Genomic DNA, 16931 nt, shown 5'->3' on the forward strand with positions numbered 1-16931 from the left:
GCCAATTTCTCAAATTTGAATTCAATTTGACCAGATTGCCATTTTTATCGCGCCCGATCGGCGCATTTTTATGCAAAATTCCCGCTTGGAAAGCCAAAACTCTCGCTTCATTATGCCAAAAGTCATTTGGGGTGTACAAATATGCAATCTTTCGAGGTCCGGAACGCCCATTTCGACCGGCTGGTGAACACGCCCGGCCTGCGCTGGATGGGGCAGAACACCAATCACGGCACGCCGCACCCGGCGGTCATCGCGGCCATGGAGAAGTGCATCCGGGACGAGGAATTCCACATCTACGCCCCGCCGGCGGGCCTTGAGGCGCTGCGCCAGGGCGTGGTGGATGATCTCGGGCTGTCCGGCCAGTGCGCCCTGATCTCGGACGGCGCCGTCGCCTCGCTCTACCATATTTGCCACACCCTGCTTGCGCCGGGCGACGAGTTCATCACCACGGACCCCACCTGGAACTGGCCCATGGCCTTTGCCCGCTCCGTGGGTGCCAGCGTCAAGCAGATCCCTATCTATGGCGAGGAATACGGCTACCGCCTTGCGCCGGAGCGCCTGAAGGCGGCCATCACGCCGAAGACCAAGGTCATCTATGTGGTGGATCCCAACAATCCGCTCGGCACGGCCTGCACCGCACAGGAAATCGCCGAGATCGCGGCGGTGGCACGGGAGGCAGGCGCCTACCTGATCCACGATTGCACCTACCGCCACTTTGCCTATGAGCATCACCTGGCGGCCGCAGTCTATCCGGAGCGCACGCTGACCATCTACAGCTTCTCCAAGTGGCTGGGCCTTGCCGGCATGCGGGTGGGCGCGGTGGTCTCCACGCCTGAGATCATCGCGCGCCTTGCCGATGCCCCGCCCAACAATCTCGGCTCCAGCATTCTTTCCCAGCGCGCAGCGCTCGCGGGCCTCGGCATCAAGGCGGAGTGGTTCCCCGGCATCCTCGCCAACCAGCGGGCCAACCAGAAGCTCATCAAGGACGCGGTCGACCGCATCCCCGGCCTCTCCATGCCGGTCTTCCCCTCCAACGGGAATTTCGTGGTGGTGGAATGCGGCGCGGCGGGCATCCGCCCCGATGCGCTGGTGGCCGCCTTCCAGAAGCACGACATCATGATCCGCCAGGGGGCCTACCACACGCCCACCTTCGGCGATCGTTTCATCAAGATCAGCACCACCGTGCCCGCCGCTTGGGTGGAGGAGCTCGTGGACCTGCTCCCGGGCCTCGTCGAGCAGGTGCGGGGCCAGAACGAAGCCGTGAAACTGTTCTGACCGGCATATCGGTTACAGCTTTAGGAAAGACGTCCAACATGGATTTGAAGCTCAAGGGCAAGACGGTGCTCATCACCGGCGCCTCTCAGGGGATCGGCGAGGGTCTGGCCCGGGCCTTTGCGGAAGAGGGCTGCAATTTGCACGTGGTCGCCCGCTCCGGCGATCGGCTGGCTGCGCTGGCGCAGGAGCTCACCTCAGCTCACGGCGTCTGCGTCACCCCGCACGCCCTCGATTTGACGGCGGCCGGCGCCATCGACACGCTGGTGGAAGCGGTCGGCGACATCGACATCCTCGTGAACAATGCCGGCGTCATCCCCAGCGGCACGCTGTGGGACGTGGACGAGGCCAAGTGGCGCGCGGGCTGGGAGCTGAAGGTCTTCGGCTATATCAATCTGACCCGCGCCATCTATCCCCGCATGAAGGCGCGGGGTGGCGGCGTCATCATCAACAATATCGGCAATGGCGGCGAGGTGTTCGACCCCGCTTACGTGGCCGGCACCACCGGTAATGCGAGCCTCATGGCCTTCACCCGCGCCATGGGCGGCCATTCGCTCGACGACAATATCCGCGTGGTGGGCGTCAATCCCGGCCCGGTCGATACCGACCGCATCTACAACATGCTCAAGAAGCGCGCCGCCGACTGGCTGGGCGATGCGGACCGCTACAAGGAATTGCAGACCCGCTATCCCCTCGGCCGCCCGGCCCATGTGCACGAGGTCACGGACCTGATCGTGTTCCTGGCCTCCTACCGCTCCGGCTACACGTCGGGCACCATCTTCACCGTCGATGGCGGCATCGCGTCCCGCCGCTCGGTCATCTGAAGGCACACGCCATGGCATTCGCATCCACCAGCGACGGCTTCAAGCTGTTCTATGAGGAAGCCGGCTCGGGCACGCCCATCATCTTCGTGCACGAGTTCGGCGGCAGCCATTGGAGCTGGGAGCCGCAGCTCAATTTCTTCGCCCGTCGCCATCGGTGCATCACCTTTGCGGCGCGTGGCTATGCACCCTCGGACATTCCGGCGGATGTGGAGGCCTATTCGCAGGCGCGGGCGGCCGATGACATCATCGACGTGCTGAATGCGGCGGGCATCGAGAAGGCCCATGTTGTGGGCCTCTCCATGGGGGGCTTTGCCACCCTCCATGCCGGCCTGCGGCATCCCGGCCGCGTTCTGTCGCTGGTGGCAGCCGGCACGGGCTATGGCGCCGAAAAAGCCCATGAGGACTATTTCAAGGGCATCTCCGAGCAGGTGGCCCATAACTTCGAGACCCGCGGCGCGCCGGACTTCGCCCCCACTTATGCGGAGGGGGCCTCCCGCGTGCAGTTCCAGGACAAGGATCCGCGTGGCTGGGCGCTGTTCGCCGAGCGGCTGGGACGCCACGATGCGAAGGGCGCCGCCAACACAATGCGCGGCGTCCAGATGCGTCGCCCCTCGCTCTATGACCTGGAAGCCGACTTCCGTGCCATGGACGTGCCCCTCCTGGTGATGACGGGGGATGAGGACGACCACTGCATTCAGCCGGGCGTCTATCTGAAGAAAGTGGTGCCCCGCTGCGGCCTGGCCGTGCTGCCCAAGTCCGGCCACACGCTCAATCTGGAAGAGCCGGCTTTGTTCAATCACCTGGTGGGCGAGTTCATCGCCCAGGTGGAAGCGGGCCGCTGGGGGCCGCGTGATCCCCGCGCCAACCCCGCCCAGATCATGCGGACGGAATGAGCATGGCGTCCCGCCTCTCCGACCTCGTGGACGGCGATCGCCTCTGGGCACGGCTGATGGCGCTCGCCGCCTTCGGCGCGCGCCCTGACGGCGGCGTGGACCGGCCGGCCCTCTCCGCCACCGAGGCGCAGGCGCGGGCGCAGCTCATCGCCTGGGGCCGCGCCATCGGCCTACAGCCCTATACTGACCAGGCGGCCAACCTGTTCCTGCGGCTGGAAGGGCGCGATCCCAGATTGCCCCCGGTGCTCGCCGGCTCCCACATCGATTCCCAGCCCACGGGCGGCAAGTTCGACGGGGTCTATGGCGTTCTTGCGGCGCTGGAGGTGGCGGAGGCGGTGGTGAAGCGGGGCGAGGTGCCCGCGCGGGCCATCGAGGTCGTGGCCTGGACCAATGAGGAGGGCTCCCGCTTCGCGCCCGGCATGACAGGATCAGACCTGTTCACCGGCAGCAAGGCGCTGGACGTGGTGCGCGCCATCAAGGATGCCGAAGGCGTGAGTGTTGGGGAGGCCATCGACGCCATCCTGGCGGCCGACGACGACGTGCCCCTTCGCCCCTTCGGCCTGCCTTTGGCGGCCTATGTGGAGCCTCACATCGAGCAGGCTTCAAAGCTGGAGCTGGCCGGCATCCCCGTCGGAATCGTCAGCGGCATCCAAGGCACGCGACGTTATCGTGTCACCGTGAAGGGCGAAGCCGCCCATGCAGGAACGGCCCTGCGCCGCGATCGCCGGGACGCCCTGATGGCCGCCGTGCGCATGATCGCTGCCATGGACGATGCGGCCCTCGAACCCGAAGACACGCTGTTGACCGTGGGCCTGATGCAGGTGACGCCCAACGCACCCTCCGTCGTGCCGGAGGCGGTGCTCTTTTCCATCGACCTGCGCCATCCGGAGAATGCCGTGGTGGATCGAATGGACGCGGCCATCCGCCGCCTTGTGGAGGATCATAAGGGCCCCTGCACCGTGGATTTGCGTCAAATCCAGCATTCACCGTCTCTGACCTTCCCACCGGCCATGCGCAGTGCCCTTGCGGAGGCCGCCCACAGCTTGGGCATCCCCTGTATGGACGTCTATTCGGCAGCCGGCCACGATTCGCGCCAGCTGCATTATGTCTGTCCAACCGGCATGATCTTCGTGCCCTGTCGGGGCGGCATTTCACACAATCCGGCGGAATGGGCGGAACCTGAGCATCTCACCGCCGGCACGAAGGTGCTGGCGGATACGGTGTGGACATTGGCGGCGCAGAGCTGACGCGCACGCCTTCCCATTGCGGAAGCGCGGTGGGCGGGCGATGGTGTCTTCTTTCGGCGCAAATCGCCCGCTGTCCGCAAGCTTGGCTCCGGGCTGCTCCCGAACGGAGACGAACGCATGCATCGCGATCCCCATGCGGATCACGCCCATCACGACCACAGTCATGATCACGATCATCATCACGATGACGACCATGGCAGCGCCCTGTCGCAGAACGAGTTGCGGGTGCGTGCGCTCGAATCGATCCTGGTGGGCAAGGGCTATGTGGACCCCGCTGCCCTTGATGTCATCATCGAGACCTACGAGACCAAGGTCGGGCCGCGCAACGGCGCCCGGGTGGTGGCGCGGGCCTGGGCGGACCCGGATTACCGCGCCCGCCTTCTAAGCGACGCCACCGCGGCCATTGCCGAGTTCGGCTTCACGGGCCGCCAAGGCGAGCACATGGTGGCGGTGGAGAACACGCCCACCGTCCATAACGTCGTCGTATGCACCCTGTGCTCCTGCTACCCCTGGCCCGTTCTCGGCCTGCCGCCCACCTGGTACAAGAGCCCGGCCTACCGCTCCCGCGTGGTGCTGAAGCCTCGCGAGGTGCTGGGGGAGTTCGGCGTTACCCTGCCGCCGGGCGTCGAAGTGCGGGTGTGGGATTCCACCGCCGAGACACGCTACCTGGTGATTCCCCTGCGACCGGAGGGGACTGACGGCCTCGGCGAGGAGCAACTGGCAGACCTTGTGACGCGCAATTCCATGATCGGGACGGGACTGGCCCTCAGCCCGGCGCAGCCATGAACGGCGCGGCGGATCTGGGCGGCATGATGGGCTTTGGCCCGGTGGTGCAGGAGGTGAACGAGCCCCTGTTCCATGCCCCCTGGGAGAGGCGCCTGTTCGCCCTCACCCTCGCGGCAGGGGCTACCGGCGCCTGGACCATCGATGCCATGCGCTATCTGCGCGAAAGTCTGCCACCGGTGGAGTATCTGGGCTCGTCCTATTACGAGATCTGGATGAAGGGCCTCGCCGCCATGCTTGTGGAGAAGGGCCTTGCGACGCCCGCCGAGCTGGCGAGTGGCGAGATCACCTCCCCGCCCCTCCCCGTGCCCCGCGTGCCGGATGGCGCAGCCATCGCGCGGGGCCTTGCGGCCGGCACCAATTATGCCCGTCCCGCCGAAGGCGCCCCGCCCTTCAAGGTCGGCGAGCGGGTGCGTGCGCGTGTGTTCAATCCCGCTGGCCACACCCGCCTGCCCCGCTATGCGCGCGGCAAGACCGGCATGGTCGAGATGGTGCATGGCGTGTTCGTCTTTCCCGACACCAGCGCTCACGGCCTGGGCGAAGCCCCGCAATGGCTGTTCACGATTCGCTTTTCCGGGAACGAGCTTTGGGGGCCGGATGCGGAGCCGGGCACATCGGTGTCCGTCGATGCGTGGGAGAGCTATCTTGAACCCGTTAGCTGACATGCCCGCCCCTCTCTGCCTGGACGGACCAGACGCTGCCCCCGTCTTTTCCGCCCCCTGGGAAGCTCAGGTCTTTGCCATGGTGGTGGCACTTCATTCGTCCGGACTGTTCACCTGGAGCGAATGGGCCGCGCGGCTTGGCGCTGCAGCCACCCGTGGCGACGGCGCCACCGACTACAACGCCTGGCTTGCCGCCCTGGAGGGGCTTCTGGTGGAACGCGCCGTCACCACGCACGGCGCCCTCGCCTCCTGGCAGACCGCCTGGGACCATGCGGCGCGTGCGACGCCTCACGGCAAGCCCATCATTGTGGATCACCCCCCCGCGCTGGGGTGAGTACGCTATCGGGGCGCGCGTGACCTGCCCCCCTGACGCGTTCGGCCGGTGGCGGGCTGCCGGCCCGAAACCGAGCCTTGGATCGGGCATCGCTCGAAGAACTCTCCCCCACCGGCGCTCCGGATCGCTTCTGCCTCTTTCAAGCTGAAGGCACGCTTGTGCGCCTGCGCCGGTGTGGCGCTCATCAGCCCACGACTTGCTCGCTCGGAGACAGGACCGCCCGCCGGAACGGCCTTTGCTCCGCCCGAGAGCCGCAGCCGGTTGCGGTGGACGCGGCGCACACTCCCGCACGGCACAAGTATTCACACGCACTGCACAAGTGAAAAACAGTCTTGACCGACCATCCTACGCACTCTACCGTCTAAATAACAAAACGATGTTTCATTATTCAAAACGAAACATCACCCGGAAGCGCCAATACGAGGATGGGAACGTGCCTCCACGTTCGACGACGCGCGCCCCGCGCGACGCTACATCTGCGCCTTCAGTCACGTCTCTGGGCGCGACTTCAGGCGAAGAGCGCGCCAGCGGCTCCGGGTCGGTTGCCTCGTCCGCCACGGGCACCAGCACGCTCGACCTTGCCCTTCGCATGGTTGAATTCCTCGCGATGCAGAGCCGGCCGCTGGCGTTGGCCCAGATCGCGGCGCACTTCTCAGCTTCCAAGGCCACCGTCTATCGCCACCTCGTCACCCTCCAGCGGCACGGCTTCGTGCGGCAGGACCCGGAAACCGGGCGCTACGATGCGGGCGTCAAGCTCATGGTCCTGGGCGAAGCGTTGCGCGCCCGCTTCGACGTCCTGTCCGCCGCCCGCGCTGAACTGATGGAACTGCGCGACCGCACCGGGCAGGCTGTCACCATCTGCGCCCTGATCGATGGCGAAGTGGTGGTGCTGGAACTGGTGCAAGGCCGCACCCTCATTGAATTTGCCACCAGGCCCGGCACTCGCCTGGATTTTCACGCCAGCGCCCACGGCAAGGTTTGGCTCGCATTTGGCGACGACCACCTCCTGACGCAGGTTCTCTCGACGCCGTTGAAGAACTGGACCCCCCACACCCTCACTGATCCCGACGCGTTGCGGAGCGAAGTCATCCGCGTGCGCCAGAGGGGATGGTCCACCGCTCCGGACGAGGTGTTGACCGGCGTCAACACGCTGGCCGCCCCCATTTTCGACCATCGCGGCACCCTCGTGGGCTCGCTGGCGATCGTCGGCGCCACGCAATTCATTCCCCCCGATCCCCCCGATACGCAGGTTGCAGAGGTCACCGGCACTGCCGCGCGCATCTCCCGCAGCCTCGGATGGAGAAGCTGAGCCATGACCTATTCGCTGGCCGTCGACATTGGCGGCACTTTCACCGACATCGTGCTGCGCCATTCCGATGGCCGCCTGCAAGTGGACAAGACTCTCACCACCCACCACGATCTGCTGGAAGGCTTCTTCCGGGGCGTGGACCAGGTGCTCGCCAAGGCCGGCGTGTCGGCGGAGGCGGTGGACGGCGTGGTGGTGCATGCCACCACCGTGGTCACCAACGCGCTGATCGAGCGCAAAGGCTTTCCCACCGCCCTCGTGGTCACGGACGGCTTCCGCGACGTGCTCGCCATCCGCAACGAGCACCGCTACGACATGTATGACCCGCAAATCGAGTTTCCCGAGCCGCTGGTCCCCGAGCACCTGACCTTCGGCATCAAGGAGCGCGTGCTTGCCGACGGCACGGTGCTCTCCGAGCCCACAGACGCCGACATCGCGGCCCTCGCGGACGCCATCCGCGGCTCGGGCGCGAAGGCCGTCGCCCTCTGCTTCCTCAATTCTTTCGCCAATGGCGCCAATGAGGCAAAAGTGGCGGGCCAATTGCAGCGCCTGCTGAACGACACCTTCATCTGTACGTCATCAGATGTGGCGCCGCAGATCCGCGAATATCAGCGCGCCTCCACCGCGACGGTGAATGCCTACACCATGCCCATCTCCCAGCCCTATCTGCGCCGCCTCTCGGAGCGGTTGCGGGACGAGGGCTTTTCCAACACGCCGCTCATCATGCTGTCCTCCGGCGGCGTGGTGGGCGCGGAGACCGCCGGGCGCAATCCGGTGCGGATGATCGAGAGCGGCCCGGCGGCCGGGGCGCTCGCCGCCTGCCATTATGCCGAGGTGCTGGGCATCGACCGGCTCATGAGCTTCGACATGGGCGGCACCACCGCCAAGGCCTGCCTGATCGAGAACCGCACCCCCCTCGTCACTGGCCTGTTCGAGGTGGACCGCCGCTATCGCTTCAAGGAAGGCTCGGGGCTTCCCGTCACTGTGCCCTCCATCGACCTCATCGAGATCGGCGCGGGCGGCGGCTCCATCGCCCATGTGGATGATCTCGGCCTGCTGAAGGTGGGCCCCGAGAGCGCCGGCTCCAATCCCGGCCCGGCCTGCTATGGGCGCGGCGGGCGCAATGCCACCGTCACCGATGCAGACCTGGTGCTGGGCCTCATCGACGCGGAAAACTTCCTCGGCGGCGACATGCCCCTCGACACCGCCGCCGCCGATGCTGCCATGGGCCGGCTTGGCGCGGACCTGCAGGTGCCGGCCGTGCAGGCCGCGCGCGGCATCTATCGCATCGTCACCGAGGCCATGGCCTCCGCCGCCCGCACCCATGCCACCGACCGGGGCGTGGACTATCGCGGCCTGCCGCTCTTCGCCTTCGGTGGCGCCGGCCCGCTCCATGCCTGCGGGGTAGCGGAACTGCTCCAGAGCACGGCGGTGATCGTCCCGCCGCAATCCAGCGTCCTGTCTGCGTTCGGCACGCTGGTGACGCCCGTGCGGCTCGATCTGGTGCGCTCGGACCTGACGCTTCTGGACGACATCGACTGGAGCCGCGTGGACCGCATCCTGGGCGACCTGGAGGCGGAAGGGCGCGCCGCCCTGCACGAGGCGGGGTGCCTGCCCGCCGACGTGTCGCTCCTGATCGGCGCCGACATGCGCTATCTCGGCCAGCAGCACGAGGTCACCGTTACCTTCGAGGCCGACCCCCGCGAGACCCGCGACACCGCCGCCATCGCCAAGCTGTTCGCCGGCGCCTATCGCCACCTCTATGGCGTGAATCCGGACCATGTGCCGGTGGAGATCGTCACCTGGCGCATCACCGCGCGCGGCCCAGTGGTGCCCTTCCATCCGGCGGCCCGCGTCTCGGAAGGCCTCGGCACCCCCAAGACCCACCGCAAGGTGCATGCCTGGACCGACAACCAGGACGCCGCCGTCTATGAGCGCTCCACCCTCGCCGTCGGCCAGAGCGTCAGCGGCCCCGCCATCATCGAGGAGCGGGAGACCACCACCGCCATCCCGCCCGGCTGGACCGCCACCATCGACCGCTTCGGCTGCATCGTCGCCACGAAGAATTGAGGATTATGTCCATGACAAACGTGAAGATGGACGGCGTCGAGCTGGAAATCCTGTGGTCGAACCTCATCGGGGTGGTGACCGAGCGGGCCAAGGCGCTGCAACGCATCGCCTTCAGCCCCATCGTGCGCGAGGCGGGGGATCTTGCCTGCGCCCTGTTCGACCAGCGCGGCCGCATGGTGGCGCAGGCCAATACCGGCACGCCCGGCCACATCAATTCGCTGGCTTTTGCCGGCGCCCATCTGGTGCGGCTCTTCGCCGGCAAGTGCGCGCCGGGCGACGTGCTCATCACCAATGATCCCTGGCTCTCGGCGGGGCACTTCTTCGACATTACGGTGCTGACGCCCATCTTCAACGGGGAGAAGCTGATCGCCTATATCGGCTCCACCATCCACCACACGGACATTGGCGGCTACGGCATCGGTGCCGGTGCCCGGGACGTGCACGAGGAGGGCCTCTGGATCCCGCCGCTCAAGCTCTATGAAAAGGGCGAGCCGGTGGAGGTGCTGCACACCATGATCCGGCGCAATGTGCGCACGCCGGACGCGGTGTTCGGCGATCTCTCCGCCCAGGTCTCCAGCGGACAGGCGGCGGCCGAGCATCTGATCGCTTTGTGCGAGCGCGCCGGGCTCGAGGATATCGAGACGCTGTCCGACGAGATTATCCAGCGCTCGGAGGACGCCACCCGCAACGCCATCCGCAAGCTGAAGGCCGGCACCTATCATGGCGAAAGCCAGTTCGATGTGCCCGGCGGCGAGATCATCACGCTGAAGACCGCCGTGACGGTGGACACCGACACTGGCACCATCATCGTGGACTTCACCGGCTCCTCCCCGCAGACGGCGACCGGCATCAATGTGGTGCTGAACTACACCCACGCTTACTCCACCTTCGCCATCCGCTCCTGTCTCAATCCGGACCTGCCGAACAATACCGGCTCGCTCGCTCCCATAGAGATCCGGGCACCGGAAGGCTCCATCATCAATTGCGCCTATCCCGCGCCGGTCAATGCGCGCCATGTGGTGGGCATGTATGTGCCCATGCCCATCCTCAAGGCACTGCACCAGGTGATGCCGGACCGGGTTCTGGCGGAAGGCTCGGGCGCGGTGTGGACCATCCAGGTACAGGGCAAGCGCGCCGACGGGCGGCCCTTTACCTCCTCCATGTTCAACTATTCCGGCGGCATGGGTGCCCGCGCCGAGAAGCACGGGCCGAGCGCCACCTGCTATCCCACCGGTGTTGCCGCGGTGCCGCTCGAAATCCTGGAGGCGGCCATGCCCATCGTGTTCGACCGCAAGGAATTGCGGCGCGGCTCGGGGGGCGCCGGTCGCACCCGGGGCGGCGATGGGCAGACCATCCAGTTCCACCTGCGCACGGACTATCCCTGGTTGCTCAACGCGGTGCCGAGCCGGCTGGAAAGCGGGCCGGATGGCATTGGCGGCGGTGGCCCGGGCGCGGCCGGGCGCTTCCTTGTGAACGGCAAGCCGGTGAGCGAAGCCCGCAAGCTCACCATGAATGCCGGCGATGTGGTGGTGCTGGAAACCCCCGGCGGCGGCGGCTTCGGCCCGGCGGCCTGAGCCCCACCTCGAACAACGGCCCGGCCGGTAGAAGCCGGGCCCCCATAAGCAACAAGCTCGTTTCGGGAGGAACATCGTGACGCTTCGCACCCTCGCGGCCACAGCGCTGGTGGCCGCTTCCACACTCCTGGCCGCCCCGGCCGGCGCGCAGGAGACCTATAAGGTCGGCATATCCGCCGGCCTCACCGGCTATGCCGCCACCGTCGACCGCGCCTGGCGCGACGGCGTGGAACTGGCCGCCGCCACCGTAAACGCCCGCGGCGGCGTGATGGGCCGCAAGATCCAGGTGATCGTGGAGGACAACCGTTCGGAACCGCAGGAGGCGGTCACCGTCTATCGCAAGATGCTGTCCTCCGACGGCGCCCAGGTGTTCGTCTCCGGCTGCGTCTCCGCCGGCAATTTCGCCGCTGCCGGCCTGCTGGTGCGGGCCAAGGTGCCGATGATGCTCTGCTCCATCCTGCCCCAGCAGCCGGACCAGCTGAAATGGGCCTTCTCGACCTTGCCGCCGGCCGGCTTCGAGGTGGAGAAGCGGCTCGAATATCTGCGCGACAAGACCCAGATCCGGAAGGTGGGCGTGCTGCACGACCCCACCCCTTATGCCAATCTCCAGAAGAGCGTCGCCGAGAAGGTCGCTGCCAAGTACGGCATCGAGATCGTGGCGGTTGAGCCGTACAAGCAGGATGACGCGGACCTGTCGGTGCAGATCTCCAAGATGCGCTCCGCCGGGGCCGGTGCGGTCATCAAGATCGGCCTTGGCGGCACAACGCTGACCGCTGCAAAGAACATCAAGCAGCTGGGCGCCGACATGCTTCTGCTCACCAGCCTTGAGGACATCGCGGTGTTCCGTCCGGTGGCGGAAGTGCTGGGCGACAAGTTCTTCTTCGTCGCCTCCCCCTCGCAGGTCTACGACGCCTTGCCCGACGGCGCGCTCAAGGCGGAGATCACCAAGTTCCTCAATCCCTGGAAGGAAAAGTATGGCGACCGCGATCCCAACTGGGCCTCGCGGGGCTGGGACGGGCTGATGCTCACCGTTGCCGCCGTCGAAAAGGCCAAGTCCTTCGAAGGTTCGGCCGTGCGCGATGCCTATGAGGCCATCACCGGCTACCAGGGCACGACGGGCGTCTACAACTTCTCGCCCGAGGTCCACCAGGGCATCACCGAGAACCCGTTCGTCATCGCCACCATCGTCGACGGCAAGGTGAAGGTGGTGCAATGAGCATCGCCCTCGCCACGCCCGGCAGCGCGCAGAGCGCGCTGCCCATGCTGGAGACACGGGGTCTTGGCGCCCGCTACGGCCATGTGGAGGCGCTGCACGCCACCGATCTCCAGGTTGGCGAAGGCGAGCTGGTTGCCGTCCTCGGGCCGAACGGGGCGGGCAAGTCCACCTTGCTGCGCGCCATTCTGGGCCTTGTGACCAATTTCGGCACCGTGCACCTGCGCGGCCAGCCCTTGCCCCGGCTCGATCCGGTGGCGGTGGCCGCCCGCGGCGTGGTGCTAGTGCCGGAAGGGCGCGGCATTTTCGGGCCCATGAGCGTGGCCGAGAACCTGGAGCTCGGCGCCTATCGCCTGCGCGACCGCAATGAATTCCAGCGGCGCTGGGAGCGGGTGCTGGAGCTCTTCCCCCGCCTCAAGGAGCGCCTGTCCCAAGTGGCCGGCTCCATGTCCGGCGGTGAGCAGCAGATGCTGGCCATCGGGCGGGCACTCATGGCCGGCCCGACCGTGCTGCTGCTGGACGAACCCTCCCTCGGCCTCGCGCCGCGGGTCACGCAGGAAATCCTGGCCACGCTCGGCCGGCTCAATGCGGAGGGGCTCTCCATCATCCTCGTTGAGCAGAAGGCGCCGCTGGCGCTGGAACTCGCCAACCGCGCCTACCTGCTTTCGGTGGGCCGGATCGTCGCCACTCTCGATCCCCGCGAGATCACATCCTATGACGAGCTCGCTCAGCATTACTTCGCCTGAGGCCAGGCGCCGACCACGCCTGTCCTGGCGTGCGCTGCTGCCCTACGTCCTCGTGGCGGTGGTGGTCGGCTATGCCATCGCGGTGGGCGGCTATCCCGCCACCGTGGTGTCCTTCGCGCTCATCTATGCGGTGTTCGTGATCGGCCTCAACCTCTTCATGGGCTTTGCCAACCAGGTTTCGTTCGGCCAGAACGCCTTTGCAGCCATTGGCGGCTATACATCCGCCGTGCTCACCGCCACCTATGGCTGGGAACCCCTGCCTGCCATGGCGGCTGGGATGGCAGGCGCGCTGGCCGCCGCCTGCGCCATCGGCTATCCGACCTTGCGCCTCAAGGGCCATTATCTGGCGATGGGCACGCTCGCCATCGGCCTCATCGTCTATGAAATCACGGTGGAATGGTCGAGCGTGACCCAGGGCTATATGGGCCTGTCGGGCATTCCGCCGCTGGGCATCGGCAGCTACGAGATCAGCTCCGACCGTGGCCAGCTGGTGGTGCTCACGCTGGTTGTGGCCGCCGCCACCTTCCTGTCCGCGCGGCTGCGCCGTTCCCGCATGGGACGGGCGCTCTCGGCGGTGGCGGGCAGCGAGGAAGCGGCACGGGCGCTGGGCATCCCGGTGGCACGCTACAAGTTGCTGGCCTTCCTGCTTTCCGCGGCGCTTGCCTCCCTCTCTGGCTCGCTATTCGTGCACGTCGTGGGCTTCGTGAGCCCCGAAGTGTTCGGCCTGCACATGGTGATCCTCACCTTCACCATGCTCTATGTGGGCGGCATCGGCACCATCGCCGGCCCGGTGGTGGGCGCGCTCATCATCAGCCTGCTGCCCGAGACCTTCCGGGGCTTCAAGGACTACCAGGACCTTGCTTATGGCGCGGCGCTCATCTTGATGCTGATCTATGCCCCGAAGGGCCTCTCCTCCCTGTTCACCCTGCGGAGGCGCCCATGAGCCGGCTGGTGTTGGAAAACGTCACAAAGCGCTTTGGTGGCCTCGTGGCGGTGGACGGCGTGAGCTTCAAGGTGCCGGAGGCGGGCGTCACCGCCGTCATCGGGCCCAACGGGGCGGGCAAGACCACACTCTTCAGCCTCATCTCCGGCTTCCTGCCGCCCACCGAGGGGCGAATCCTGTTCGATGGACAGGAAATCACTGGACTTGCGCCGGAAAAGGTTGCCCGGCGGGGGCTCGTGCGCACCTTCCAGTTGGTAAAGCTGTTCGAAGACCTGACCACCCTGGAGAATGTGAAGGTGGGCCGCCACCTGCACACCAAGGCGGGCCTCTTCTCCGCCTTCCTGCGCCCGCCTTCTGCGCGGCGTGAGGAAAGGCAAGTGGACGCCCGCGCCCGCGAGCTGCTCGCCTTCGTCGGGCTCCAGCACAAGGCGGACGACGATGCCTCCGGCCTCTCCTATGGCCAGCAGCGACTCCTTGAAATGGCCCGGGCGCTCGCCGCCGACCCGCGCCTCGTGCTGCTGGACGAGCCGGCGGCGGGCCTGAACGGCGAGGAATCCGCCGCCCTCTCCCGCATCATCCGCCGCATCGCGGACGAGGGCACGACCGTGCTTCTCATCGAGCACGACATGACGCTCGTCATGAATACGGCGGACCGGGTGGTGGTGGTGGATTTCGGCCGCAAGATCGCCGAGGGAACGCCGGCTGAGGTGCGCTCCGACCCGGCGGTGATCGCCGCCTATCTCGGCAGCAGTTCCGAGGCCACGACCCCCCGCAGGGAGGCCAAGCATGGCTGACTTTTCCTATATCCCGCAGGTGCTGGTGTCCGGGCTCGGCATCGGTTGCGTCTACGGCCTCATCGGCATCGGCTTTTGTGTCATCTACAACGCCTCAGGCATCGTGAACTTCGCCCAGGGCGCCTTTGTCATGCTGGGCGGCATGATCACGCAGAGCCTGATGGCCGGCCACGGGCTGCCGCTCATTCCAGCGGCCCTGGTGGCGGTGGCGCTGGTGGCGCTGCTGGGCGTCGGCCTGGAGCGGCTGGTGGTTCGCCCGCTCTGGAACCGCAAGGCCACCATGTTCACCATGATCCTGGCGACGCTCGCCGCGCAGATCGTGATCGAGCGGGTGGCGCTTCTCGTTTGGGGCGACCAGCCGCGCTCCATGAAGGTTTTCACCGATCTGCCGCCGCTTCAGTTCGGTGGGGTGGCCGTGAGTTACCAATTGCTGTGGATCGTGGGTGCGTCCCTCATCGCGGTGGGCGGGCTCGCCGCCTTCTTCCGCCTGTCGCGTACGGGCAAGGCCATGCGCGCCTGCGCCATCAATCGGGAGGCGGCGGCGCTCCAGGGCATTCCCGTCTCGCGCATGCTGGCGGCGGCGTTTGCCATCAGTGCGGGGCTTGGCGCCATGGCGGGTATCCTCATCACCCCGACCCAATACACCGCTTTCAATGTGGGCGTGCCCTTCGCCATTTCCGGCTTCATCGCCGCCATCGTGGGCGGCTTCGGCCGACCGTTCGGCGCCTTCCTGGGCGGCCTCATGCTGGGCCTCGTGCAGTCGCTGGCAATCCTGGGCTTTGGCGCAGGTTTGAAGACGGTGGCCGCGCTTTCCGTCCTGCTGGTCTTCCTCTTCATCCGGCCTTCGGGCCTGCTAGGCGCGGCCAAATAGCGCCACTTTTGCTGGGAGTTGCTTCCATGGACATCACCAAGATCAACTGGGACGCGATGGAATGGACGCCGGTGCGCGAGGGCGTCGAGCGCAAAGCCGTGTCCGGCGCGGGCGCGACGCTTGCCTTGCATCGCCTGATGCCCGGCCATGAGCCCAAGCCGCACAGCCATCCCCATGAGCAGATCGCCTACATCGTCTCGGGCACCATCCGCTTCTTCGTGGGCGAAGACGAGCATCTGGTGGGCCCGGGGGGCGTGATCGTGATCCCGCCCAATGTGCGCCACTGGGGCGAGGTGGTGGGCGACGAGCCCGTCATCAATCTCGACGTGTTCACGCCCCGCCGGCCGGAATACGCCTGATCGCCCGGCCAAGATCGCCATCCTGGAGTCGCCCGATGGAGTCCTTCTGCGACCGCCTCGCCCGCCCGCTGCTGGGCACCTTCGTCAAGTCGGCCTCCTATCAGATGATGGAAATCCTGGCGTTGGGAGGCCTCGACTGCGCCATCATCGATGCCGAGCACGCGCCCTTTTCCCCCGGCGACCTCGACCGCATGATCCTGGCCGCCCGTGCCGGCGGCCTGCCTGTCCTGGTGCGGGTGGCGGGGCTTGATCCCGCCCCCATCGCCGCCTGCCTGGACATGGGCGCCACCGGAATTGTCGTGCCTCATGTGCGTTCGGCAGACGAGGCGCGCGCAGCGGTGGCAGCGGCGAAGTATTCCGGACGGCGCGGCTTCTCCCCCTCGCCTCGCGCCGGCGGCTATGGCACACGTGGCGCAGATGCCTATCTGGCGGCGGCGGATGGGGAGACCTCGGTCTGGTGCCAGATCGAGGATGCAGAGGCCCTCGACCAGCTCGATGCCATCGCAACGGTCCCCGGCGTCGATTGCCTGTTTGTTGGCCGCGCTGACCTCTCGCTGTCTCTGGGCGCGTCGGGATCGGGGGATCCGCGCATTGGCGCGGCGGTCAAGGCCGTGGGCATAGCCTGCCTCAAGGCCGGCACCACCGCCGGCCTCTTCATTCCCGGAACGGGGGAGATCCCCGAGCGGACCGCGGAGGGCTACAGCGCCTTCATCTGCGGCTCGGACCAGAGTTGGCTTCTGGAGCAGACACGCGCCCGGGTCCGCGCCTTCGCCGACGGCGAGGCTTGAACGGATCTACCGGAGCGCCCATCGCGCCATGGCGATGAAGGGGTTATACCCCCCGTCGGGATCGATGCCTGCGAATGTTCCGATCCCGACAGCGCGCTTGACGTGGCGGTGGACCTTGCTAGCCTCATCATCGAGTGGTTGCGCTCCCAAACGCCATGCTCCGTGAGAGCTGGCCTCCTGCCGTGAAATCCGCAGGGCGTCGCCGGGTGCATGCCGCTCCTCCCCTCGCAGAAGAACATGCACATGGCATGA

Annotated in this window: 17 protein-coding genes; all 17 read left to right on the forward strand. The window is 66.8% G+C overall.

Going from position 1 to position 16931, the window contains the following annotated elements:
- The first annotated feature begins 141 nt into the window (after positions 1 to 141).
- The gene (locus PV781_RS02455) at positions 142 to 1275 is read left to right on the forward strand and encodes a pyridoxal phosphate-dependent aminotransferase (RefSeq protein ID WP_274774031.1); all 1134 of its coding nucleotides are present in this window, start codon (positions 142 to 144) and stop codon (positions 1273 to 1275) included.
- A gap of 38 nt (positions 1276 to 1313) precedes the next feature.
- The gene (locus tag PV781_RS02460; RefSeq protein WP_274774032.1) at positions 1314 to 2096 is read left to right on the forward strand and encodes an SDR family oxidoreductase; all 783 of its coding nucleotides are present in this window, start codon (positions 1314 to 1316) and stop codon (positions 2094 to 2096) included.
- An 11-nt stretch (positions 2097 to 2107) separates the two neighbouring features.
- Positions 2108 to 2989, forward strand: coding sequence for an alpha/beta fold hydrolase (locus PV781_RS02465; protein WP_274774033.1), 882 nt, complete (start codon positions 2108 to 2110; stop codon positions 2987 to 2989).
- The gene (locus tag PV781_RS02470; RefSeq protein ID WP_274774034.1) at positions 2986 to 4236 is read left to right on the forward strand and encodes a M20 family metallo-hydrolase; all 1251 of its coding nucleotides are present in this window, start codon (positions 2986 to 2988) and stop codon (positions 4234 to 4236) included. Before PV781_RS02465 ends, PV781_RS02470 begins: the two co-directional genes overlap by 4 nt.
- 117 nt (positions 4237 to 4353) lie before the next feature.
- Positions 4354 to 5022 (forward strand): nitrile hydratase subunit alpha, encoded by a 669-nt coding sequence (gene nthA / locus PV781_RS02475; protein WP_274774035.1) that lies wholly within the window; start codon positions 4354 to 4356, stop codon positions 5020 to 5022.
- Entirely contained in the window at positions 5019 to 5681 is a 663-nt protein-coding gene (gene nthB, locus PV781_RS02480) for a nitrile hydratase subunit beta (RefSeq protein WP_274774036.1), read from the forward strand. Before nthA ends, nthB begins: the two co-directional genes overlap by 4 nt.
- Before the next feature lies 1 nt (position 5682).
- Entirely contained in the window at positions 5683 to 6015 is a 333-nt protein-coding gene (locus PV781_RS02485; protein WP_274774037.1) for a nitrile hydratase accessory protein, read from the forward strand.
- 376 nt (positions 6016 to 6391) lie between these two features.
- A complete protein-coding gene (locus PV781_RS02490) occupies positions 6392 to 7324 on the forward strand; it encodes an IclR family transcriptional regulator (protein WP_274774156.1) in 933 nt (310 codons plus the stop codon).
- 3 nt (positions 7325 to 7327) lie between these two features.
- A complete protein-coding gene (locus PV781_RS02495) occupies positions 7328 to 9391 on the forward strand; it encodes a hydantoinase/oxoprolinase family protein (RefSeq protein WP_274774038.1) in 2064 nt (687 codons plus the stop codon).
- Positions 9392 to 9402: 11 nt separating this feature from the next.
- A complete protein-coding gene (locus tag PV781_RS02500; protein WP_274774039.1) occupies positions 9403 to 10965 on the forward strand; it encodes a hydantoinase B/oxoprolinase family protein in 1563 nt (520 codons plus the stop codon).
- 76 nt (positions 10966 to 11041) lie between these two features.
- Positions 11042 to 12181, forward strand: coding sequence for an ABC transporter substrate-binding protein (locus tag PV781_RS02505; protein ID WP_274774040.1), 1140 nt, complete (start codon positions 11042 to 11044; stop codon positions 12179 to 12181).
- Positions 12178 to 12924 (forward strand): ABC transporter ATP-binding protein, encoded by a 747-nt coding sequence (locus PV781_RS02510; protein ID WP_274774041.1) that lies wholly within the window; start codon positions 12178 to 12180, stop codon positions 12922 to 12924. Before PV781_RS02505 ends, PV781_RS02510 begins: the two co-directional genes overlap by 4 nt.
- Complete coding sequence (locus tag PV781_RS02515; protein ID WP_274774042.1) at positions 12893 to 13867, forward strand: branched-chain amino acid ABC transporter permease; 975 nt, start codon at positions 12893 to 12895, stop codon at positions 13865 to 13867. Before PV781_RS02510 ends, PV781_RS02515 begins: the two co-directional genes overlap by 32 nt.
- Positions 13864 to 14661, forward strand: coding sequence for an ABC transporter ATP-binding protein (locus PV781_RS02520; RefSeq protein ID WP_274774043.1), 798 nt, complete (start codon positions 13864 to 13866; stop codon positions 14659 to 14661). Before PV781_RS02515 ends, PV781_RS02520 begins: the two co-directional genes overlap by 4 nt.
- Entirely contained in the window at positions 14654 to 15532 is an 879-nt protein-coding gene (locus tag PV781_RS02525; protein WP_274774044.1) for a branched-chain amino acid ABC transporter permease, read from the forward strand. The genes PV781_RS02520 and PV781_RS02525 overlap by 8 nt, the downstream gene beginning before the upstream one ends.
- Positions 15533 to 15558: 26 nt before the next feature.
- Positions 15559 to 15891 carry a cupin domain-containing protein gene (locus PV781_RS02530; protein WP_274774045.1) on the forward strand — a complete coding sequence of 111 codons (333 nt, stop codon included), beginning with the start codon at positions 15559 to 15561 and terminating at the stop codon, positions 15889 to 15891.
- Positions 15892 to 15926: 35 nt separating this feature from the next.
- Positions 15927 to 16679: an HpcH/HpaI aldolase family protein gene (locus PV781_RS02535; protein WP_274774046.1), complete on the forward strand. Its 753-nt coding sequence runs from the start codon at positions 15927 to 15929 to the stop codon at positions 16677 to 16679.
- Positions 16680 to 16931: the final 252 nt, after the last annotated feature.

The organism is Aquabacter sediminis (assembly GCF_028863665.1).
Taxonomy (GTDB): Bacteria; Pseudomonadota; Alphaproteobacteria; order Rhizobiales; family Xanthobacteraceae; genus L1I39.